At 52.6% G+C, this 22,692-nt stretch carries 14 protein-coding genes; 6 read left to right on the forward strand and 8 right to left on the reverse strand.

The features are described from left to right. The first annotated feature begins 16 nt into the window (after positions 1–16). From WHS46_00615 to cimA, 5 genes are all read left to right on the forward strand, one after another. A complete protein-coding gene (locus WHS46_00615) occupies positions 17–4,792 on the forward strand; it encodes a (Fe-S)-binding protein (protein ID MEJ5347176.1) in 4,776 nt (1,591 codons plus the stop codon). A gap of 265 nt (positions 4,793–5,057) precedes the next feature. Beyond that, positions 5,058–8,732 (forward strand): NAD(P)H-dependent oxidoreductase subunit E, encoded by a 3,675-nt coding sequence (locus tag WHS46_00620; protein ID MEJ5347177.1) that lies wholly within the window; start codon positions 5,058–5,060, stop codon positions 8,730–8,732. A 209-nt stretch (positions 8,733–8,941) separates the two neighbouring features. Then, positions 8,942–9,508 carry a GAF domain-containing protein gene (locus WHS46_00625; protein ID MEJ5347178.1) on the forward strand — a complete coding sequence of 189 codons (567 nt, stop codon included), beginning with the start codon at positions 8,942–8,944 and terminating at the stop codon, positions 9,506–9,508. A gap of 227 nt (positions 9,509–9,735) precedes the next feature. Then, entirely contained in the window at positions 9,736–10,785 is a 1,050-nt protein-coding gene (locus WHS46_00630) for an HD domain-containing phosphohydrolase (protein MEJ5347179.1), read from the forward strand. A gap of 62 nt (positions 10,786–10,847) precedes the next feature. Further along, positions 10,848–12,446 carry a citramalate synthase gene (gene cimA / locus WHS46_00635; protein ID MEJ5347180.1) on the forward strand — a complete coding sequence of 533 codons (1,599 nt, stop codon included), beginning with the start codon at positions 10,848–10,850 and terminating at the stop codon, positions 12,444–12,446. A 159-nt stretch (positions 12,447–12,605) separates the two neighbouring features. Here cimA and WHS46_00640 read toward each other — a convergent pair whose 3' ends face one another. Both WHS46_00640 and WHS46_00645 read right to left on the reverse strand, forming a co-directional pair. After that, a complete protein-coding gene (locus tag WHS46_00640; protein MEJ5347181.1) occupies positions 12,606–13,979 on the reverse strand; it encodes a PFL family protein in 1,374 nt (457 codons plus the stop codon). Between the two features lie 48 nt (positions 13,980–14,027). After that, a complete protein-coding gene (locus WHS46_00645) occupies positions 14,028–14,585 on the reverse strand; it encodes an ACT domain-containing protein (protein ID MEJ5347182.1) in 558 nt (185 codons plus the stop codon). Between the two features lie 523 nt (positions 14,586–15,108). On the opposite strand from WHS46_00645, the gene WHS46_00650 reads away from it, so the two are divergent. Beyond that, positions 15,109–16,626: a B12-binding domain-containing radical SAM protein gene (locus tag WHS46_00650; GenBank protein MEJ5347183.1), complete on the forward strand. Its 1,518-nt coding sequence runs from the start codon at positions 15,109–15,111 to the stop codon at positions 16,624–16,626. Positions 16,627–16,632: 6 nt separating this feature from the next. Here WHS46_00650 and tsaE read toward each other — a convergent pair whose 3' ends face one another. The 6 genes from tsaE to WHS46_00680 are packed head-to-tail and all read right to left on the reverse strand — an operon-like array spanning position 16,633 to position 22,684. After that, entirely contained in the window at positions 16,633–17,109 is a 477-nt protein-coding gene (gene tsaE / locus WHS46_00655) for a tRNA (adenosine(37)-N6)-threonylcarbamoyltransferase complex ATPase subunit type 1 TsaE (GenBank protein ID MEJ5347184.1), read from the reverse strand. After that, positions 17,106–18,659 carry an NAD(P)H-hydrate dehydratase gene (locus WHS46_00660; protein MEJ5347185.1) on the reverse strand — a complete coding sequence of 518 codons (1,554 nt, stop codon included), beginning with the start codon at positions 18,657–18,659 and terminating at the stop codon, positions 17,106–17,108. The genes tsaE and WHS46_00660 overlap by 4 nt, the downstream gene beginning before the upstream one ends. Beyond that, a complete protein-coding gene (acpS, locus tag WHS46_00665; protein ID MEJ5347186.1) occupies positions 18,656–19,081 on the reverse strand; it encodes a holo-ACP synthase in 426 nt (141 codons plus the stop codon). Before acpS ends, WHS46_00660 begins: the two co-directional genes overlap by 4 nt. Then, positions 19,078–19,797: a pyridoxine 5'-phosphate synthase gene (locus WHS46_00670; protein MEJ5347187.1), complete on the reverse strand. Its 720-nt coding sequence runs from the start codon at positions 19,795–19,797 to the stop codon at positions 19,078–19,080. The genes acpS and WHS46_00670 overlap by 4 nt, the downstream gene beginning before the upstream one ends. Positions 19,798–19,800: 3 nt before the next feature. After that, positions 19,801–20,205 carry an rRNA maturation RNase YbeY gene (gene ybeY, locus WHS46_00675; protein ID MEJ5347188.1) on the reverse strand — a complete coding sequence of 135 codons (405 nt, stop codon included), beginning with the start codon at positions 20,203–20,205 and terminating at the stop codon, positions 19,801–19,803. Next, positions 20,195–22,684 (reverse strand): HDIG domain-containing metalloprotein, encoded by a 2,490-nt coding sequence (locus tag WHS46_00680; GenBank protein ID MEJ5347189.1) that lies wholly within the window; start codon positions 22,682–22,684, stop codon positions 20,195–20,197. Before WHS46_00680 ends, ybeY begins: the two co-directional genes overlap by 11 nt. Positions 22,685–22,692: the final 8 nt, after the last annotated feature.

Raw genomic sequence — 22,692 nt, forward strand, 5'->3', positions numbered from 1 at the left:
AAGACGGGGGATGACCATGGGCATCGAAGGAATCATCTTGCAATCTTCTTTGGAACAATTTTACGCAGGTCTGTCCGCCGATCTGGAAAGCGCTCTTCGCAGAGCGGCGGGAGAAGTTACAGGAACACTTGGGGAATGTTTTCTGTTTCAAGAAACCACTTTCAACGTCCATAGAAGGGTGGAGCAGGCTCTTGAGGAGCTCCAAAGAATCGATCAGGCATGGAGCACGGAAGCCGAGGATTTGGATCCGGAAAAGGTCTTTCTCGGAGCAGTCCGCCACGTGTGGTTTGCTTCGAGAGATTCGCGAGAACATGCACGGAAGGTGGGTTTTTTTTCGACACAGCCTTGTGATCTTTTACCATGGGTTCGATGGTTTCTTCTGGTGGAAAACTATCACCGAACGGATCCATCCTTTCATGATCGAAGGCTGGATCGGTTACGTTATTTAAAGTCCGAAAATCCTGAAGCCCCCTGCGTCACTCACGAAGATGTGCTTCTCTGGCTTGAACACCAGCTACTGACCCATGAAAACGAACCGCTTTCCTTCATTGCTCAAAAATGCGCCGACCAGTTACGTCATCGCCTGGATCCAACGCTGAAACCTGAAATTTCCTTGGAAGCTTTCTGTTACCTGTTGCTTCGTTGTCACCAGTTTTGTTTGGCAGAGACCATGACCGAAGAGCACGCGGCGCGACTGCAAGCCGTTTTGGGATGGCGCCGTTTTCTGTCTTTGACGGATCTTATGCTTGTTGTGATTCAGCGGGTGATCGAAAGAGAGCCTTTGCCCAATGCCGTCTCGGTTTTGGAAGGGTTGATGGCCGATGGTTTTCACATACGGCATGCCAGTTTTAAGGATCCCTACGAAGCGGATGTGGTGTCTCCTGAAGAAACGGCCCAATTTGATGAAGCGGCCATACGTATCTTGACCCCCATCCATGAACTGCAAGGCCATTTGGAAGAGGATTGCCGATCCGTTTCTCGCCGCTGGCATCAGCAGCGGGCCAAGGTGCTGGACGAATTGTTGAGCGAAATACGAGAGCTCCAGGACATGATTCTTCAGCCTTTGCCTCGAAAACACCTGATTGCGCAAAGCTTACGCCTTTTCACCTCATGGAGCCTGGCGGGATGGAAAAACAGGGAAGACGGTCCAAGGGCTTTGATGGATCGTGTGCGGGCCATGTTCCCGGAACGCATCCTCAAGGCTCTGGTACGGCAACGTCGTGGATACGAACTGGCCACACGAAAAGAATGGACCCAACTACTGGAAAGAGAATGTCGATTACAGTGGGAAAGCTATTGGAAAGAACCGGGATCTCGAACTTTTGGAGAAGCCGATTTTCGAGTGTGGACACGTACCCAGGCCCTTGCTTTGGGGTCGACTCCGCCCGTCGACATCAACACGGATGCAGAAGAAATGCACCGTATTTTGAACACTCTGGCCGACCATGTGGTCCGGTTTAAAGCATCGTTGGAGACTGAGACTGTATCGGCTTGCTTGGGAGTTCCGGTCAGTTTCCCCACGGCGGGAACCCCTCTGGAATTTTTAGAACATCTACGAGACATGATGCCGTTGGAAAAGGTAAGCCTTCAGGCACCGAGGCTTCAACAACTTTCTCCTGAAGAAGCCTCCATACTCCACACGCGAACCTTGGTCCAATTCGCCGAGGCTTTTTATCTATGGGTCGTTGCGCAGCGTAAAAAAGTTCAAGGAGAACCTCTGAGCCTTTCTGTGGACCAGATTCCATCCTTGGCCTCGGTCATGGTTCCTCCATGGGAAAAGCTAGCCCATGATTTGGCACGCAAGGCTGTGCAAAAATTTCAGGACCGGGCTGCACCCATTTATCGACGTCAAAAACATCCCATCTGCGTGGATGAAGACGAATGTGGAGTGCATCTGGCCCATTTTATGGTTCGAGAATTGAAAACGGATGTCATGGCGGCTGCGGAAACCGGCGACCTGGAACCTGTGCGTCAAGCTCTTTTGGATGAATCCACGCGGATCATGGCTCCCCGACTGGTTCAATGGCATATGGTTCCAGAAAAATTCCTACTTCAGTGGGCTGGGCTTTTGAATGGCCGTTCGGGCAGCGATGAGCTTGTGAAAGCCCTGGTGTCGATTCTTCCTGGCATGAACTGTGGAGCGTGCGGAGAAAGTCGCTGTACCGGTTTTGCTCTGGGGCTGGCCCAAGGCCGACACCATGCCGCCGAATGCGTGCATCTTTCGCCGGTTCACCGCGAAAGGCTCACACAACTTTTGCGAACGGCATCGGCTCAGGCTTTTTCTGAGAACGGTTTCAGTTCAGCTTACGATCTTTTTAAAAATCCTGCGGCATGGCGGCGCTTGCCTAAAGGGCACCCTTTAAAGCTTCGCATCACCAGGGTGCTGGACGTCAAAGAGCAAGATGTGCGCCGAAGGGTCATGGACAAGGCTATGACTCAGTGGCAAAGCCTTGCATCTAAGCCCGATGTGTGTAAGCGGCCGGATATGGAAGCTTTCTATCAAGGCCTAGTGGCGACCATCGGTTATGAAGCCACGGAAAAGATTCAGCCGGAAGAAAGACAATGGCTGATTCGAAACGGTGAGATGCGTTTGAATAAGGAGTGGGAACGCCTCAAAAACCGAGCGGACTGGCTCACGATGGAACGACGTTTGGTGGCCGGCGCTCCATCGGCCCAACGTGAAGATCCCGAAGTTCAAGCGGAACGATTCTATGCAACCGTTCCGTATCTTCATCTGCTCGGGAAGCAAGATCGTCGTCGTCTTTTGGCCTATCGACTGGAACGTTTCGAAGAAGGCTTTTTCCAGTGGTGGAATCAGGATCTTCTGGCCATGAACCACCCTCAGTATCGCATCGATAACTGGGAAGAATTTTCGAAAGTAATCAAAAACGCTTACTGGCATCAGGAAAATTTTCCGGCACCTCGAACCGTGGCCGAAGAGCTTCTTCGAGAGATGGAGCATCGGGGCGACAAGGAGGTCTTTTTTCGGGATGTTTTGACTGCATGGATTCAACCGTTAGGAGAAGTTCCAACAGGAAAGCAATCTCGGGGCTTCCTTGAGGATTCAGGGGATTCGGGGGAGGTTCAGAGCATCTCTCAATTGAAAGCCCACTTGGAAAGACTGTGTCGGGACATGATGGCTCACGAAGAAGAAACGGGCTTCGGAAAAACGAGCCCGGACATGGATCGGCGTCTGGAGCTAGCGTGGAAAGCTTTTCAGACATCGAACATCTCCTTTGGCGAAAATTTCACAGTTTCGAAGGCTGAAGGCAGGGAGCCTCAATGGATTCGGGATATGATTCGCGAGTTACTGGAAGAGCAGGAACGGGAGCGGCTCCTGGCCGAGATTGTGGAAAATGCTGTTGCATCGAACCGGGCTCAATGGCTTCCTGCGGAAAGCCTTCGAGCCTGGATCTCGAACGCTTTGCGCCGTGGAATTCAACCTTCCGAAATTTTGGAAAAAATATTCGGCTGGTTTCAAAGTTTTCCTCAGTGGAAAGAGACCCTTCTTTTGGATGCGCTTCAGAAGATGGTCAGTTTGGCACGATGGCGGTTCCTTGTGGAAGCCTTTTCAGGGGTTGTTTTGGAGGGCATACCGAGCACGGAGGTGGATTGGTACGAGAGAAGGTTTCCGCGGTGGATGAAAGAAGTGGAATCGGCCGTACGGCGTCGTGGTGATTTCGATAGAGAGCGGCTTTTGCACTACCTTTTCGTCCTGGCCAAAAGGGAAGGGGACCTGGATGTCATCACGGCTCTGTTGCGAGAAATCCGTGAAACCTCGGATGTTATTGAAGCCGCCTGGCTTCAGTTTACCAATGATCGAGTCACGGAACCCTTACCGGCTCCTTTATCAAAGGGATTTGGGGCTCGTTACAGTTTGTTGGTGAACCGCATGAAAGATCTGGAACCCATTCGACGATGTCTCCAGGAAGGGGTTCCTCGAGGTGAAAAACCCGATGTGGTGGCCGCCGTGCGCGAATTGCAGCTCTTTATGCGATTCCACATAGTACGCGATGATGCCGAATCCAAGGGTGCCGATGCATGCTTTGAGGCTTTCTGGGAGGAGGGTTACAACCTGGAAGGCTTGAACAAGGATGATCTACGCCTCGCCTTCAACCGTGAATGGCAAAACCGAGCCCGATGGCGTCAAGATCGAATCTGGATCATGACCATGGCCGTCGCTCGAAGGTTGGCGTCCCAAAGCCATGAACTCTACGAAGCCGACAAAGCCTTTTCCAAAGTTCGCCAGGGGCTGCTTCGGGAGGAAGGGATGGAAGAGGCTCGAGACGTGATTCAACGCCGCGGCATTGCCCTGGGCACCATCAAGGAGGCCATGTACCGAGAACTTTCGGAATTGTTGGAAAAAGAGCGCATGGAATCCTTTAGGACTCGAATCCGCCAAATCGTGCACGAGCTGGACCGAAAAAGGCTTCGCATCGTCCAGGCGTGGTACACGGGCACCGTCAATCGATACAGTGTTTTTCATCTTCTTCGCCAATACCAAAAACAGACCCATTCTCCAAGCGGCGAGGATTTTCGAGACTTTTTCATGGAACAATGGTTCCAGCGCATCGAACGTCTGAGAGCCTCGGATCGAGAAGACCGTCGGCATCGCATTCGAGAAGTGGATGAGGGATTTCAAGCCGTTCTCGGTGTCTCTCCTTTGGTTTTGGAAAAGGAGGCTGAAAGAGAATCGGCCGAGGCTTGGAACACCTGGCTTCGGGGATCCCAGGAGGAAATTTACCGTCGTCTAGGCGGGCTTTCCGAGAACTCGCAATGTCAAGCTCTCTAGCGCCGTATCAAGGGAGGGGCGAGGTGTCGCCTCGTCCCCGGGAAGCCTTAAGCCGTGTTTTTCCTAGGAGAGCTGGTTTTGGGCCTACCGATGATGCGGGCGAAATGCCTGCGCTCTCTGGGAAGATGCGTTCCCGACAGGCTTTACGGTTCCAAGCCGGGTGAGAATTTCATGAAAACTTCCCATGGCGCCTTGGAGGGCTCGATGAGAACGGGCGCTGAATCATGGGCGAAGATCGAAAAACTTTTTTGACGGAGAAGAAATCATGAGCGTCTATCAGCCTTTGCACCCCCGGATGAGCTGTGATCCCTTTTCATGGGTCGAGCGTCTTAAAACCAGTTTGGCCCATGCGGGAAGGATTCGAGATACGCGCCTTCCAAAGGAACTTTGGCCTCTAGCAACCGTGGTGAGTGTGCTTCGTGCGGGACTCGATGAGTTGCGGTTGCTTCTAGAAGATGTGCCGGAGGTCTTGACGAACTTTGCCTCACAGCTTCAGGAAAAAGCTTTAGGTCCATGGGGGCCTGATTCTGGAAAGCCTCTTGCTCTCCTGGTTCAGCAAAGCCTCGAACGAAGAGACTGGCGTGAAAAAGACATCATCGACATGATTCTTGAATTCCTCAGAAATTGCCGCACCGAGCTTCCCGAAGATCTAGCCGCGGCCTTGAAGCATTTTCATGAAGCGACCATGGAGAGCAGCGATCGAGCCCAAGCTTTGATGGAGGGAATGATCAGCGAAGCTCGAGGTCGATTGGGAGGTCTTCAATGGGTTCGATCGTTGCCGTCCGACCAGAAAAGGTCTTGTGCCGGGCCCTTGGGACCTGAATCGCTGGTATGGCTTCAGGAAATCATGGCGGTTATGACGGGGTGCGCTGAAGCCTTTAAGGCGCGTTCAGCCGAAGCCTTGGAATCCTCGAACGGTTCGGATCTGTGGAAGGAGTTCAATAAAGCCTTGACCGAGGTGTGGGGAAGTTCAGGGCGAAGTTTTCCTGTCAAGGATTTGGAAAAGGCCTCCCTGTACCTCATGGAAGACATGGAGGCGAGCGATGCCAATCATGGGTTTTTTATCCGGTTCTTGATCGAAAACGAGGCCGCTTATCGCCGCCTTCTCAGAACCTGCTATGCCGACGAAACGGTGCAGATGGCGTGTCTCGAGCAGGAATGTGATCGTTTTAACCGACTTCCCGAACATGCTGCTCATCGCGTCGCCTACACGTCAAAAGAAAAAAAATGGTGGCTGAAAGCGTTCTTTTTTAGACCCGACGTGGTCCAATGTTTTGTGGAACGTGAAAAAGTCAAAGAACTCTACCATGTGCTGAAAGGCTTGGATGCCAAAGCCTATCTGCCTCGAGTTCTTCATGAGGTTCAGGGCTTGTTTGGGTATGTGACTCCAGAGGCGTGCCAAAACATCGTCGAACAGCTCGCCTTGGATCCTGACGATGTTCTTCGTGTCATTGCGTCGTACAAACAGTACAGTGCCGATCCATCGGGAGACATCATCATCTACGTTTGCAAAGGCACCGCCTGTTTTCTGAGAGATCAACCTGAGTTATCCCGGCGTTTGACCCTTGAGATCGGGGCGGAAGTGGAAGCCGTGGGTCGTTATGGCGTCCAATATGTGGAAATGGACTGCTTTGGTGTGTGTCATTTGGCACCCGTGGTGAGAGCGGGTGACCGATTTTACGGCCGACAGCAGCCTGAAGATATTCCTCGGCTTGTCAGTCGATTAATTCAAGGTCCCGACTACGAAAATCGACAAGTGTTCGTGGCGCGTCTTGTAGAAAAGCTGATGTCTACAAGGATCAGTGAGCCTGTCGAGACCTTGACAGTCCATGGCGTCGAGGTGTTTCCCAAAGCGCGGCGCGAAGCGACACTGCGGCAATCTTTCCGGGACGAATCTTTAGCCGGCGGGGCCTTGATTCTTGATGCCGACGGGATGGTCTTCGTGGAAAGACCCGATGGCGATAGGGTCCAGTTGGGTCGTCTGATTCCTCGCGTTTTTCCCTTCAAGATTCAGCATGTCGATGGATCGGATCGATACGGTGCTGTGATCTATACCAAAAATCGGCGGCTGGTTCGAGGTCTCGGCCTTCCCGACCTGACGGACGAAACAATTCTGAATGCGGCACTTCCCCCGACGGTTTGCGTAATCGACGGACGAGTGGTTTTATCGTCTTTGGAAAACACGCTGTTCTTGGGGCCCTACACAGATCGGGTGTTTGTGGTGGAATCTTCGAGGGAATACCTCTGCGTGGTTTTGAAGGATGAAGGTTCAAATGTGCCTCCCGTGGTCGAGGAAGCAACCGAAGAGGAAAGCTCTAAGGATTCTGATGAACTTTCGTTTCGATCCGCTCAGGATCGAGTGGTTCTAGGCTTTGCCGCTGCGGCGGGAGACCCTGCACGCTTGGCCTCTTATCGAGAGGCAGGGGGATATGAGTCCGTGTTTCGTGTCCTGGGTTTTCGAGGAGAACCTGCCTGGAGTGCCGAGCGGATTATCTTTGAGGTGCGTGAAGCACGACTTCGAGGGCGTGGTGGAGCCGGTTTTCCCACGGGTCGTAAATGGGAAGCCATGCAACGGGCTGTGTGCCGCATCGAAGCCGAAGACGGCAACCGGGATTGCCTCAAGCTCATTGTGGCCAATGGGGATGAGGGCGATCCAGGGGCCTTCATGGATCGAACGCTCATTGAGGAAAAACCACATCAGGTTTTGGAAGGAATGATCCTGGCGGCCATTGCCGTAGGAGCCCGCTATGGGGTGATTTATGTGCGCAAGGAATACGAAGATGCCGTGAGAAGCCTTGAGGACGCTTTGTTTGAAGCTCGAAGGAGCGGGTTTTTAGGGCGCAATATTTTCGGGGTTCCCGGTTTGGATTTTGACATTGAGATTCGGCTGGGGGCCGGGGCTTTTGTGGCTGGGGAAAAACGAGCCATCATGAGGGCCATTGAAGGAAAGCCTGCCGAACCCACCATCAAGGCACCGTCCAACACCGTGCGCGGCCTGTGGGGTAAACCCACGTTGCTCAATAACGTGGAAACCTTTGCCAATGTGCCTGTGATCATTCATCGAGGCAGTTCCTGGTATGCCGGTTTGGGCACATCGAGAAGCGGAGGGACCAAGATCTTTTCCGTCGCCGGTATTGTGAAGAAGACGGGCTTGGTGGAAGTGCGTTTTGGGAAAACCCTTGGGGACATCATCGAAATGTGCGGAGGAATTCAGGAGGGAAAAAAGCTTTCCGGTGTGCAAATCGGAGGTCCTTCCGGAGCCATTCTGTCCTTGACGGGAGCTCGAGCCTATCTGCTGCAGACACCCCTGGACTTTGACACGTTCAATGATGCCGGGGCCATGCTGGGATCTGGGGGATTGGTCTTTATCGGCGAAGATGATGATGTGGTGCGTTTGGCCAGGCATTTTACGGACTGGCTTTCCGAGGAGTCCTGTGGCCAGTGCCCATCCTGTTTTCGAGGGACCAGGGCCTTGGGAAGGGTTTTGGACCGCGTGCTGGCAGGGCAAGGGACCGCAGGCGACATTCACGAACTCTGGGCCTTAAGTGATGTGGTGCGAGCCGGCAGTCAATGTGGTCTTGGGACCACAGCGGCCAATCCCGTAACCAGTGCCCTGCGTTTCTTTCCGGCAGCCTTCTTTCACTACCTCCTTCAGAATCCCCAAATGGGACTCCATGAACTTTTTGAAGCTCTGGAAGCTCTTCGACTGCTCACAAGGCAGGACATGGTGCGGGTAACCGGTGGACTACGCCATGTGGAAGGCACAAATTTTACGCTAAAGCGACATTTGGTACGCTTTCTTGTCGAGGAGGTGGAAAAAATCGACCAATACCGTCCGACGTCATGCCGCATGACCGAACGGTTGCTTCGCCTTTTGGGATTACCTCGGTACGAAGTGGGCCAAAGGGAAGTGGTCATGGAATGGCGCCATGTGGCCTGAAAAGCCAGGCAACTGCAGCAAATGAGGTGCAAGAAACCTCTTGCTTTAGCGGGATCCTGCGACCGCCCACGAATTTCAAGAACACGGTGCGGTCAAAAGAGTTCGAGCGTGCCATGTTTGGTCAGAGTTCTTAAAGATGGTGAAGTAAGTGAGACTAGGAAGGGGGAGGGCAGAAGGCGGTGGTTTTGACCACAACTAGGGAGGTGACGATGACAAAGGAAAGATCGTACTTTGAAGCCTTTCGAGAAATGGTGCAAGTGGTGAGCGGTTCCCTGGACGTTCACAATGTGCTTCAGGCCATGGTGCAAACCATTCCAAGGGTGCTGGGGGTGAAGGCCTGTGCCGTTCGCCTTCTGGATCCCAAAGGCAGAACCCTGGAGCTGGCAGCCAGTTTCGGTTTGAGCGACGCCTACATTCATAAAGGGCCGGTGGATGCCGACCAAAGCCTGGCGGAATCTCTTCAAGGACGAACCGTGGTCATTGATGATGCGGCCACAGACCCTCGGGCCCAATACGGGGAGGCGGCCAAAAGAGAGGGGATTGTCAGCATCTGCTCAGTGCCGCTCAAAGTCAAGGGTCGTGTCATCGGTGTTCTTCGCCTTTACACGGATGCACCGAAAAGCTTCCAAAAGGATGACCTGGCCTTCGTGGAGGCTCTCGGAGAATTGGGAGGGATCGCCATTGAGAACGCACGCCTCTATGAACGTCTCAAGAAAGACTACGAAGAAGTGATGAGCGACGTTTTTCGTTTTGTCGGCTATCGTCGCAGTCTGTAACCCGTGAGGGCGGAAAGCTCTTTTCCGTAAAGTCTACCGCCATGGTCGAGTAACAACTGAATATGGCTAAGAAAAGTTTAAGATTTTTTGGAAAGCTGCCGATAACAAGAAAGCAGGATGTTGTGCCAAGAACATGGGCAACAGGCGGCGAGATCAAATGCACCTTTCTGAATGAGCTGGATTCGTGAGGGGCACGGGGAGAAGGGATTGTAGCGAGGGTGGTGGATATGACGGGATCGGCTGCGGTGGCGGAAAGCAGGTTTGAGGCACTGGATTTTCGAAAAGCCAGGAAACAATCCCTGTCTGGATCGATCACCTTTGAAGAGCTAGGTTACGTGGTCTTTCCAATCAAATACCTGATCCCGGACTTCATGGTCCCGTGCAACCTTTATGTTCCGGTCTTGGCTAAGGGAGAAGAGCTGCCTACCTTCGTGAAGGTTTTGGATCGAGGTCAGTTTTACTCGGATGCTTGGAGAGTGACTCTCAAAGAGCAGCGTATTGAGGAGCTCTATGCCGAAGCCCATGAGACGGAAGGGCTTGACGAATACTTTCAAGAAATTATGGAAGTCCTGGCCGAAGACGAGGTCACTCCCAATTGGCAAAAGGCCTTGGTCTTTTATAATTATGGAGAATTTATCGCACGTCATATCTTTCATGATGTATACGATGGGCAATTTGTGGAAAAGGCGTCTCAATGGGCTGACGCCCTTCTTGGGTTTCTTCATGCAAAAAAGGTGAGTATTTCGGTCATTTATCGTGTCTTTATGAATCATTACGAGACGTTCAATCATAGTCTTCAGGTATCCATGATGGCCATGGCTTTTTGCGGTCATTTGGGTTGGCGCCGGGAGGATGTGGTTCGACTCGGCGTGGCCGGCTTGTTTCATGACATCGGCAAGGTATGGGTGGATAGTCGAATTCTCTTGAAACCTTCGTCCCTGACTCGGGAAGAATTTGCCTATATTTTACGGCATCCTCAAACCGCTTACGAGCATTTGGAGACCATGGGATGGATGAACACAGACCAGTTGGCTGCCGTGCGTGAGCATCACGAGTCTATGGACGGAACAGGATATCCGCAGGGTCTCAAGGGATCCGAAATCCACCCCTTTGCTCGAGTGCTCCACATTTGCGACTGCTTTGACGCTCTCACCACCCATCGTCCCTATAAGAAAGCCGTGACTCCTTTTAAAGCCCTCAAGCTTATGCAAAGTGAGATGAGGCTTTCTTTTGACCGCCATCTTCTGTATAAGTTCATTCAATTCCTCGGCTCCTGAACGGAGCTGAATCAAACTTATTAACAGGACATGTTTTTTAACCCTAGGCATTGAGGTGCCCAATGCTGCCGAGTCAAGTGTTTCTTTACGACACCACTCTGAGGGACGGAACCCAGGCGGAAGATTTCAACTTGTCTTTGACGGACAAGATTCGTGTAGCCCTGAAATTGGACGATTTGGGTATTCACTACATCGAGGGAGGATGGCCTGGGTCCAATCCCAAGGACGAGGAATTTTTTTCTGAGATTCGAAATTATGAGTTGAAACGGGCGAAAATTGCCGCCTTTGGGTCCACGCATCACCCTTCGAAGCGTCCTGAGCACGATGCCAACCTACAGGCTTTGGTCCAAGCCAAAACGCCTGTGGTGACCATTTTCGGAAAGAGCTGGACGGTGCATGTCAAGGAGGCCCTGAGGACCACGCTTCAAAAGAACCTAGAGATTATTCGAGACAGTTTGGCTTTTTTGAGGCCTCAGGTGCCCACATTGTTTTACGATGCCGAGCATTTCTTTGACGGGTTTCGAGACAATGCGGAGTATGCGTTGGCCACTTTGGAAAAAGCCGTGGAGGGTGGGGCTGAGTGCTTGGTTTTATGTGACACCAATGGAGGGAACCTGCCGTCTTTCATTCAACAAGCGATAAGGGCGGTTAAAGAGCGTCTACCCAACATACCTCTTGGGATTCATGCCCATAACGATTCCGAACTGGCCGTGGCCAATTCGCTGGCGGCGGTGGAGATGGGCGTGACCCAAGTTCAGGGAACGTTCAACGGTGTCGGGGAACGCTGCGGCAATGCGAACCTCTGTTCCATCATTCCAGCCTTATGCCTGAAGATGAACATTCCATGCTTGGGTGCCGAAGATTTACGAAAGCTTCGACAAGTCAGCCGGTTTATTTTAGAGATCGCCAACGTGCCGCCTAATCGGTACCAGCCTTATGTGGGGCGCAGCGCCTTCGCCCATAAGGGAGGGGTTCATATCAGCGCGGTGGAACGTCATCCGGCCACCTATGAACACATCGATCCGGCTCTGGTAGGGAACAAAAGGCGATTTCTCATTTCCGACCTGTCCGGACGTGCGGCGGTGCAGCGTAAATCCATGGAATACGGCATTCCCATTTCTTCCAAGGATCCCGTGGCCTTGGAAGTGCTCAATCAGATCAAGGAATTGGAACACCAAGGCTACCAGTTTGAAGCCGCGGAAGCCAGCTTTGAGCTCCTTATCAACCGGGCCATGGGCCGTTTCAAGAAGTACTTTGAACTGATCGGCTATCGAGTGGTGGATCAAAAATTGAGTGAAGATGGAGATCCTGTCTCCGAAGCTACCATTCGAGTGCGTGTGGGGGGACAAGAAGAACACACGGCGGCTTTGGGCAACGGACCTGTGAACGCTTTGGACAACGCGTTGCGCAAGGCTCTGGAAAAGTTTTACCCGGAACTCAAGGGCATGGAACTAACCGACTACAGGGTTCGAGTGCTTCCCGGAAAGGAGGGAACAGCTTCCAAGGTACGGGTATTGATCGAATCCCACGACGGCAAGGAACATTGGGGAACCGTGGGAGTGTCCCACGATATTTTGGAAGCCAGCTGGCAGGCTTTGGTGGACAGCATCAATTACAAAATGTACTTGGAAGAAAAACTCCAGGAGAAGAAGGGGGCTTGAAAATCGAGCCTCGGCGTTTCTAAAGTCGATCATCTTTTTGTCCGGGGGGCACCCGCAGTCCTAGCAGAACCCACCTTTTGGCTTGTAGGGGCGAGGCGCCTCGCCCCTACCTTGAAATGGTATTAAAGAACTCGGTATTGCCAGTTCTCGAACATGCCCCTAATTATTAAGGCTTTGCACGGGTGCGGGGATTCGACCACCTAACCGAATGAATTCCGAGGAAAGTTCCCCGTTGGGTACGGGAATGATGGTGGCTTCTCCCAGAAGCCCCCCAAAGAAGGCTTTTTCTCCCGCTTTTTTCCCAGGCACAGGGATAAGACGTGTTGCCGTGGTCTTTCGATTGATGACCCCGATGGCCATTTCGTCGGCGATAATGGCGGCCAGGGTTTCCGCGGACGTGTCCCCAGGAAGGGCCACCATGTCCAAGCCCACAGAACAGACGCTGGTCATGGCTTCCAATTTTTCCAAACTGAGGTGCCCCTTCCGAGCCGCTTCTGAAATGTTGAGATCTTCGCTGACGGGAATGAAAGCGCCGCTTAGGCCTCCCACATAGCTACTGGCGAAGGCCCCACCCTTTTTTACGGCATCGTTGAGCATGGCCAAAACGGCGGTGGATCCCGGAACACCGATGCTTTTCAGACCCAAGCTTTGAAATATTTCTCCCACACTGTCTCCGACATTTGGGGTTGGTGCAAGGCTCAGATCCACCACACCAAAGGGAATTCCAAGTTTTCGGGCCACCTCCCGGCCGATAAGTTCACCCACGCTGGTCACTTTGAAAGCCGTGCGTTTGATGACTTCGGCCAGTTGTCCCAGATCCAGCCCTGGATTGGCTCTTCTGGCGCGATCAATGGCTTTTCGTACCACCCCAGGACCGCTTACCCCCACATTGATCACACACTCTGGTTCGCCGATACCCAAGTAAGCTCCGGCCATGAAAGGAATATCTGGAGGAATGTTGGCAAAAACGCACAGCTTGGCACACCCGATGCCGTCAGCGTGCGCTGTAGCTTCGGCCGTGCGCTTGATAACGTGACCCATCATATAAACGGCGTCCATGTTGATTCCGGCTTTGGTGGCGGCCACATTGACCGAGGCGCACACGCGTTCGGTCTGAGCGAGAGCCTCCGGAATGGCGTCTATCAGGCTTACATCTCCGTTTGTAAATCCTTTCTCCACTAGAGCGCTGAAACCGCCGATGAAATCCACTCGAACCGTTCGAGCTGCTTCATCAAGGGTTTGAGCCACCTTCACCAGGTCTTCACGCCCAAGGGAAGCGCCCACAACGGCAATGGGACTGACAGCGACACGTTTGTTGACCACCGGAATCCCGTATTTGTCCCCGACATCATCGCAAACCGACACCAAATTTTGGGCGAGGCGAACAATTTTCTGCCGGACTTTATCACAGAAAGCATGAACATCAGGATCGGCACAATCAAAGAGGCTCACGCCCAGGGTCACCGTACGCACATCCAAATGCTCACTTCGAAGCATTTCCAGAGTTGAGAGAATTTCACGGTCCGAAAGCATACCTAAGATAAACTCCTGACGCGAATTTTTGGGTGTTGTTCATCAAAATCAAATTCGATGAATAGCCTCAAAAATGTCCCGATGCTGAAGGCTCAGATCCAGCCCCAAATCCTCCGCCCTTTGGCGAAGGGCTTTGCGAAAGGCCTGCTGGTCGATATGCACAGGGATGTCCACCTCGTAAATCATCACGTTGCGTCGAGGATCGCTCCCGCCTCGAAAAGCGGCACGCAGGTTCGTGATGTTGACGCCAAACCGAGCCATAACCTCCGTGATGCCGGCCACAAGGCCCAAACGATCAGGTCCGATGGTGGTGACAACGAAAGGTTGGCTTGGCGGTGCCTGGTAACGCTCTGATTCCTGAACGGGTTTGAGTAGGACGGCAAGTCCCAGAGGCGTAAGGTTTTCCGCGAGCTTTTCCTCGAGAGACTTCATGGACAGTTCTTCGGGTAACGACGCGATAAAAACCCCCGCAAACTCGGATTGAAGAATGGTCTGACTGACATCTTCGATATTACATCTATTTTCAGAAAGGACTCGAGAAACGGCGGCGACGATTCCCGGTCTGTCCGATCCGAGAACGGAAATGACCACCTTTGTCACAGCCATGGCCAAAACCTCCACATCACATGAAATCGATCTTCTAAGAGCCCGCACGCTAACGTGAAGGGTCGTAGAAGTCAATGACTCAGGATTCCATCTGGCCGCCCAACGTACAAGCCGAATCAGAAATCAAAAAAATGCAGTTTACGTCTGGAGTGGCGCACCGGTGTGTCGCCCTTAAAGATATAACTTCATTCTTTTTTTGGCAAACAAGCCGATCCGCCTCCACAGGGGTTGGGGTAGGGGGGCGGACACATCGGTCCGCTCCTGAGGAACCGGCTTAGGGGCGAACAATCTTCGTGGAACTCATTGTTTTCGAAGAAATTTTTTGGTCCTGCAGGAAACAGCGAGGTTGGACCTTGCTACAGGATCCGGCACAAAGGTCGTCTTTGGCTTTTGTTACGAAAAAGACACTCGACTTTCTTCGAACCTTCTTGTTAAAAGTTTCTACAATGAGTTTCGTAATGTCCCCCCTTTAGGGCTTGGGATTTTCCACGTGTCACAGAGAGCATACTGAAGGAGAGTACTCATGAAGGTCCTTTTGGTTTACCCGGAGGTTGCCGAAACGTTTTGGAGTTTTAGGCATGCTTTGCGCATCGTGCGCCGCAAAGCGGCTTTTCCTCCCTTGGGGCTTTTGACGGTGGCTGCTCTCTTGCCCGAGCATTGGGAAAAAAGGGTGGTGGACATGAACACACGGCGCTTGAACGACCAAGATATTCTGTGGGCGGATTATGTTTTTGTGAGCGCCATGATCGCGCAGCGCCGATCCACCAAAGAGGTGGTGCGGCGATGTTCGGCGCTCGGGGTACCCGTGGCGGGAGGCGGGCCCTTGTTTTACGGCTATGCCGACGAGTTTACGGATGTGGCCCACGTGGTCATCGGGGAAGGGGAAAAGATTGTTCCCGAGCTCGTCGCCGACTTGGAAGCAGGGCGTGCACGGCGTTTGTATCGAACCGATGAACATCCGGATCTGGACCAGACGCCTTTGCCTTCATGGGACCTCATTCGTCTCAAAGATTACGCCAGCATGTGTGTGCAGTATTCTCGAGGATGTCCGTTTAACTGTGAATTTTGCGATATTATCGTCCTCAACGGCAGGAAGCCGCGCACCAAATCCCCGGAGCAGATGATCGACGAGTTGGAAGCTCTTTACTCCAGGAAATGGCGCGGGTCCGTCTTCATTGTGGATGACAATTTCATCGGAAACAAGCATCGAGTCAAAAATGTATTGGAGCACATCATTCGGTGGCAGGAGCGTCGAGGCTGGAAGTTCAGCTTTTATACGGAAGCCTCCGTGGACTTGGCGGAAGACATGGAACTCATGGAGCTTATGGTTCGGGCCGGTTTCAACAAGGTCTTCCTGGGACTGGAGACGCCTGCTACCGAAAGCTTAAAGGAATGCGGCAAAGGTCAAAATCTTCGTCGACCGTTAGATGAATCGGTTCGCATCATTCAAGAAAACGGCTTAGCCGTCATGGGTGGCTTCATCATTGGTTTCGATAATGATCCTCCGGACATTTTCCAAAAGCAGGTTCATTTTGTCCAATCCACCGGGGTGGTCACAGCTATGATCGGATTATTAACAGCGGTTCCCGAAACACGGCTTTATAAGAGGCTTGAACGGGAAGGGCGCCTTCTGTTCAGACCCAACGGGGACAACACCAGCATTGAGGGCACCTTGAATTTTATTCCGAAAATGGATCGACAGAAGATCGTCGAAGGTTACCGTTGGGTCATGGACACCATTTATTCTCCCCACATGTACTATGAGCGCATCAAAGCGTTCCTGGAATCTTATCGACCTCAGGCCAAGGCGGCTTTGGAAAAAAATGACTTTGTCACCTTCTTGCGTTCCCTGTGGTACCTAGGTATTCGAGACTCCAAGGACGCTCGAGCCTGCTTTTGGAAGATTCTCAAGGAAACGTTCCTCCACTATCGTTCAAGCCTCACCGATGTGGTGACCGTCCTGGTTTACGGTTATCATTTTCGAAAGCTTTTTCATTCCGGCATGTTTAGGAACATGGAGGCCCAAGACAGCCAATCTTAATCGGCCTTAGACGAAGTTTAGAAGATCGGCGAAACGGCCCTTTAAATTATCGGTGCGAAAAACGAGGCGTAGTCGGCGGGAGGTGGGTCCAAGGATTTCCAAAAAAATATCGATGCGTGTCTCAGGTAGCAAAGTTCCTAATCTTTCCGGCCATTCCACGACAGCTACACTAGGACCGAAGAGCGCTTCCCTCCAGGGAAGTGTTTCCATTTCTTCGGGATCCCCGATGCGGTAACAGTCTATGTGGTACAGGTGCAGCCGACCTTCGTATTCATTGATGATGGTAAAGGTGGGACTTGTAATGGGAGTTTCTTCGGGAATGCCGAGCCCGATGGCGATACCTCGCGTGAGCAAAGTTTTTCCCGCGCCCAGCTCTCCCCACAAAGCCACCACGTCCCCGGCTTCCAGCCTCTTTCCAATGGCCTTGCCCAAAGCCAGAGAAAATTCTGGATCATGGGAGTCCAAGCAAAGAACAAGGTTCATGGAGTTTCCAGATCCCCGATAACAAAAGGGATTTCTTCGAGCAAGTCAGAAGCCAGAAGCCCTCGAGTTGTCTGATTCCGACACGCCTTTTCCGCCGCCTTGCCATGAATGAAGGCCGCCAGGCAGGTTGCTTGAAAAGGCTCAAAACCTTGGGCAAGAAAACCGGCGATCATGCCCGTAAGGACATCCCCCATGCCCCCCGAAGCCATCGCAGGGGTGCCGGACCCGTTGATCGCCATTTTGCCATCAGGAGCTGCAATGACAGTGCGATGTCCTTTGAGAAGGACGATGACCCCGTATTTCTGACTGAATTCCTGGCTCACTTCAAGGCGGTTCGCCTGAATCTCGGGGACAGGGCATGCCATGAGCCGAGCCATTTCTCCGGGGTGAGGGGTGAGGATCACAGGCATTGGTGCCGACCGAAGACTTTCCGGAGCCTCGGCCACAAGGGTGAGGGCATCCGCATCCAGCACCAGAGGACATGGGGCTCGGGAGATGAGGTTGAACAGCAATTGTTTGGTTTCTTGGTGCAACGAAATGCCAGGGCCGACGGCAAGAGCTTGCTTTCCCTGAAGAAAGCTTAGGATCTCGGATTCGGCCGTCGCGGCCGCGCTCTGTTCCGAAGTTTCGGCGATAGGGAAAGTCATGGCCTCGGTGAGTTTAACTTCGAGGATCGGGTTCAGGGAGCGGGGAACAAATAAAGTCACAAGTCCCGCTCCAACGCGTGCGGCCCCAAGAGATGCCAAGGTTGCCGCTCCGGTTTTTCCCGGAGATCCGGAAAGAAGACAAACGTGGCCTGCTCGACCTTTGTGGGTTTCTGGAGGGCGAGGTTCAAGCCACCGGCGGCAGAGATTTTCATCCAGCCACCAGCGTTGGATTCCTGCAGAGGCCACCACACAATCTGGAATGCCGATGTCCACCACATGAAGCGCGCCTACCAGGGCGTCTCCCTGACCGATTCTTTGGCCCACTTTGGGCAGCCCGAAAGTGGCCGTTGCTGTGGCACGAAGAGCCGCGCCCAACACTTTTCCCGTGGAAGCGTCCAGACCGGAGGGGACATCCACGGCCAGAACGGGTTTTTGCAAGGCGTTCACGGCTTCGATAATATCGCGGTAAAGACCTTGGACAGGATTAGAGAGCCCCGTTCCCAAAAGCGCGTCAATAATCACATCGGCTTCGCGGATTAAAGAAAACTGAGACGAAAAGTCCGCGCTTTCGTCCCAATGTGAAGGGCGCACACCGATGTTTTCCAGAATCCTGTAATTGAGCAGAGCGTCCCCGCGAAGCCGGTCCGCCGGTCGTAGGCACACCACCCGCACCCAGGCTCCTTTGCCGTGTAACAGACGGGCAATGACGAATCCGTCCCCGGCATTATTGCCGGTTCCGGCAAGGACCACCACCCGACGATGTGTCAAGTCAGGAATGACCCGTTCAAAAAAGGCCAAGGCTCCTCGAGCGGCGTTTTCCATAAGGACCGCACCGGGAATGCCAACCTCTTCAATGGTTCGCCGGTCCAATTCTGCCATCTCTTGAGCGGTCACAAGAATCATGGCTGATGTCTCCGACATAGTCCATCTTGAGGACTGGAATCCACAGTTTCTAAAACCACGATAGCTGCGCCGTACAATCCATCGTCGGTGAGACTTACATGCCAGGCGTGAATGCCGAGTTCATCAACGAATGCGCGAGCTCTTTGAGAAAGATTGATAACGGGTCTGCCTGAGCCAAGATGAAGCACTTCCATGTCTTTCCAAAGAAATGGGGAACGGATACCGGTTCCCAAGGCCTTGGCGAAGGCTTCTTTGGCGGCGAAGCGCATGGCAAAACAAGCTGCTTTATTTTTCCTGGCCTGACAGGATTGCTGCTCGCTTTGGGTGAAAACCCTTTCAAGAAATCGGTTACCCCAGCGAACAAGCCCAGCCTCGATGCGATCGATGCGGACGAGGTCAATACCGATGCCGTAGATCTTCATGAACCTTGCACCAAGGAGACCATTTCCCGCACGGCCCGTTCCATGCCGACCAGAACGGCTCGAGCAATAATGGCGTGGCCGATACTGAATTCTTCAATTTCCTTGATCGCTCGAAGCCACAGGATGTTTCGATAATCCACCCCGTGCCCTGCATGAACAATCAACCCGATCTTTGCGGCAAGTTTGGCGGCATCCAAAAGGCGTTCAAACTCTTCTTGCCTCTGCGCATAAGTTTTGGCTTCGGCAAAGGAGCCTGTATGGATTTCGACACAGTCGGCATCGATTTTTGCCGCTGTTTTAACGTGTTTAGGGTCCGGATTCACAAACAAACTCACCGAAATGCCGCCCTGATGCAGGCGCGTGATGGTTTCGGCCAGAGAATCTTCATAAAGGACCACGTCCAGGCCGCCCTCCGTTGTCAATTCCTGACGCCTTTCAGGAACAAGCGTCACGAGATCGGGCTTGATACGTAGAGCTGTTTCGATCATCTCCGGGGTGGCGGCCATTTCCAGATTGAGTCGTGTCTTTACGGTTTGACGTAAAATTTCCACATCCCGGTCCTGAATGTGGCGTCGGTCTTCCCGAAGATGGACCACGATTCCCTGGGCACCGGCCAACTCCGCCAAAGCGGCTGCAAGGACCGGGTCGGGTTCTGTTGCCAAGCGGGCCTGACGGACCGTCGCCACATGATCCACATTGACGGCCAACCTCGCCACGTCCTATCCCTCCTTTGCTTCTTCGGCAAAATCCGTTCGATACCAAGCAAAACGTGCCGGTTCGTGCCCGAGAGCCCCCAAAATCTGCCATGTCAGGGCTTCCATGGTGCGCGCTTCCTGAACGGTACCGTGATCGTAGCCCATCAGATGCAGGATACCGTGAATGAGAAGGAGATCCAGGATTTCTTCCAGGCTGCATTGAGCTTTCTGCGCCATTATCTGGGCCGTTTCCACACCGAGGACCACGTCTCCCAACATTTGGGGTTCGATATCTCCAAATTCCCCTTCTCTCATCGGGAAAGACAACACGTCGGTGGGTTCGCAAATTCCTCGAAACCTTTCGTTCAGATCGGCCATCTCCTCATCATCGGCCAGAACAAGACTCAGTTCTCCATCCTTATAATCCAAGGCGTTTAAGATCCGTTCGGCTGTTTGGTGCAGTCGATCCAGATCGATCTTTATCCGATCGCAATTCACGCTGATTTGAATCTGTGCCATGGGGTTTGACCTTTGCTGGAGCCAGTTGTCCGGGATATTCGATGCGTTTATGATGAACGGTGGCCAAAATCTGATGGAAATGCTTGGCGATCTGGTGCAGATCCTTAAGCGTAAGTTCACATTCATCCAGCTGGCCGTCGGTAAAGGCATTGTTTATGAGGCGGCTGACCATGCCTTGAATGCGGGCAGGAGTCGGTTCACTCAAGGAACGGCACGCGGCTTCGACCATATCCGCGAGCATGACCAGACCGGCTTCCTTAGTCTGGGGTTTGGGGCCGGGATAGCGATAATCGTCGATATTGATGGGAGGCAGTTCTGCTCCCTTGGACGTCTTGGTTTTCTCCCGAGCTTCGAGAGCCTTTTGGTAGAAATATGAAATGAGACTTTTTCCGTGATGCTGACGAATAATATCGATAATGGGTTTTCCCAAACGGTGTTTTCGTGCCAGCTCCACCCCATCCTTGACATGGGAAATGAGAATAAGGCTGCTCATCGACGGAGCCAGCTTTTCGTGACGATTTTCCCCGTCAAACTGGTTTTCTATAAAATAAAGAGGTTTTTTGATCTTTCCTATGTCGTGATAGTAGCTTGCCACTTTGGCCAGAAGGGAATTGGCCCCAATGGATTTGGCAGCGGCTTCCGTCATATTGCCCACAATAAGGCTATGATGGTAGGTTCCAGGGGCTTGAATCATGAGTTCCTGAAGAAGCGGTTGGTCCATGCTGGCCAGTTCCAAAAGCCGAATATCCGTCGTGTAACCAAACAGAAGTTCCGCAAGCGGTGTAAAGCCTGTGGCGAGAACACCGGAAACGATGCCCCCCATGAATCCGAGAAAGGCATCGGTTAAAACGGCGACAGAAGTAGTTTGTTCCTGAAAAAAGGCGAAAAGCGCGAGACAGGCGGCGTTGGTAGCCCCGGTAAGCAGCCCGGCACGAATGGGAACCAAGCGATTTCGGCACGGGTTGACGCCGTAGCTTCCCACAAGGGATCCCAAAAGGGCAAAGACAAGCACCTGAAAATCATTACCACACACGAGGGCTGCAAAAACGCTCACGGCGACCGAAAAGAAAACAGCCACGGTAAGGCCGAAAAAAATGCTTGCCAACATGGCCCCTGCTGCAATGGGAACGGCATAAAGGAAGCTTCGATGGTCGAAATAACCGGGGTTCGATCCCACAGAGGCGCTGATCCAGTCGGCGGTACGGCACAAAAGCAAAATAACAATCAGGACGCTGGCTAGAAACACGTAGTCGTTAGTATCCAGGCGCACCGAAGGAATACGAAGGGAAAGCACATGCCAGAGAACGGCTAGAAAAAGGCACGAAAACAGCCAGATGGCCAAAAACGCGGACAGGGCGTGCTTTTTGGGCAAACTGAAGGCATAGGCTTCAAGCTTCTGTAAATCTTCTTGGGTGAGCCTTTGCCCGTCCCGAATAATCATCTCGTTTTTCTTAATCTGCACATAAACCGGCTTGACGGTTTCTGCGGCTGCCCTTTCGGCTTCTTGGGTTTCCAACCGGTTAAAATAAAGATTGGGTTCCAAAAGCTGGGCACAGAGGTAAGCAATGGCTCTTGAGGCATGCGCGTCTCCATCGTTTTGAAGAATTCTCGTCGCCGCTTTTTCTCGAGCTCGATAAATGTCCAGGAATTCATTGACAGACGTCACCCTGCGCTCTCGAAGCGATGGAATCATGCGCACTTGAACGGTTCTGCCGGTGGTTTGAATCTGTTGAAGGGCCTTCATGTCCGGATCTTCAGGACCGGGCAAGATACCATCCTCAAAGCACATGCGAAGCCAATTTCGAACTTTTTCTTCCAAGTCCTGAGAAAAGTTCTGCAAGCTAAGAATAAGGTAAATGTTTTCAGGGACAGGAAAGCCTAAAGCCTCTTCAAAGATGTGCCGGTAGGAGTCCATGCGGGTTTCCCGGCCTTCCTTTTTCTTGGCCAAGGATTCTTTTGAGCGTTGAAGCCAATGGTCCGGCATGAGGCCTTCCGTTTCCTGAAGAAGGACTTCATGGACGGCACCTCTCATGGTTTTAAAAGCCATGGAAAGTCGAAGCGCGGCAGTTTGGGCTGCTTTTTCATGCAGATCAAAGATAAGGGGAGCTTCCTGACGAGCGGCTTCTCGTTTTTGGTTCGTGGCTTCCCGGTCCAAAACCAGAAAATCTCGATCCGCCCTAATGTTTTGGGTGGCCACGTCTCCCACATGATAAACCGGGGCCCGTTTCAGAAACGACGGAGTGATCAGCAAAGCGGCCGCCAAAGAAAACACCGCCACCAGGACCACCTTGGCGTGTTCGGGATGCCTCCACCACTGAAGCAGGATGGATCCCCCGCCTAACGTCTCTGAGCTCAGGCGACGAGTTTCGACGATCTTGTCTTTTTCCATATGGCCGC

It is taken from the genome of Desulfosoma sp. (assembly GCA_037481875.1).
Taxonomy (GTDB): domain Bacteria; phylum Desulfobacterota; class Syntrophobacteria; order Syntrophobacterales; family DSM-9756; genus Desulfosoma.

Excerpts from the sequence above, each read along its gene's own strand:
- WHS46_00620 (MEJ5347177.1), top strand. The coding sequence starts at position 5,058 with ATGAGCGTCTATCAGCCTTTGCACCCCCGGATGAGCTGTGATCCCTTT.
- tsaE (MEJ5347184.1), bottom strand. The coding sequence starts at position 17,109 with ATGAACCTTGTTCTTTGCTTGGACTCCCATGATCCAGAATTTTCTCTG.
- WHS46_00640 (MEJ5347181.1), bottom strand. The coding sequence starts at position 13,979 with ATGCTTTCGGACCGTGAAATTCTCTCAACTCTGGAAATGCTTCGAAGT.
- WHS46_00615 (MEJ5347176.1), top strand. The coding sequence starts at position 17 with ATGGGCATCGAAGGAATCATCTTGCAATCTTCTTTGGAACAATTTTAC.
- WHS46_00630 (MEJ5347179.1), top strand. The coding sequence starts at position 9,736 with ATGACGGGATCGGCTGCGGTGGCGGAAAGCAGGTTTGAGGCACTGGAT.
- WHS46_00645 (MEJ5347182.1), bottom strand. The coding sequence starts at position 14,585 with ATGGCTGTGACAAAGGTGGTCATTTCCGTTCTCGGATCGGACAGACCG.
- WHS46_00625 (MEJ5347178.1), top strand. The coding sequence starts at position 8,942 with ATGACAAAGGAAAGATCGTACTTTGAAGCCTTTCGAGAAATGGTGCAA.
- WHS46_00660 (MEJ5347185.1), bottom strand. The coding sequence starts at position 18,659 with ATGATTCTTGTGACCGCTCAAGAGATGGCAGAATTGGACCGGCGAACC.
- WHS46_00680 (MEJ5347189.1), bottom strand. The coding sequence starts at position 22,684 with ATGGAAAAAGACAAGATCGTCGAAACTCGTCGCCTGAGCTCAGAGACG.
- cimA (MEJ5347180.1), top strand. The coding sequence starts at position 10,848 with ATGCTGCCGAGTCAAGTGTTTCTTTACGACACCACTCTGAGGGACGGA.
- acpS (MEJ5347186.1), bottom strand. The coding sequence starts at position 19,081 with ATGAAGATCTACGGCATCGGTATTGACCTCGTCCGCATCGATCGCATC.
- WHS46_00650 (MEJ5347183.1), top strand. The coding sequence starts at position 15,109 with ATGAAGGTCCTTTTGGTTTACCCGGAGGTTGCCGAAACGTTTTGGAGT.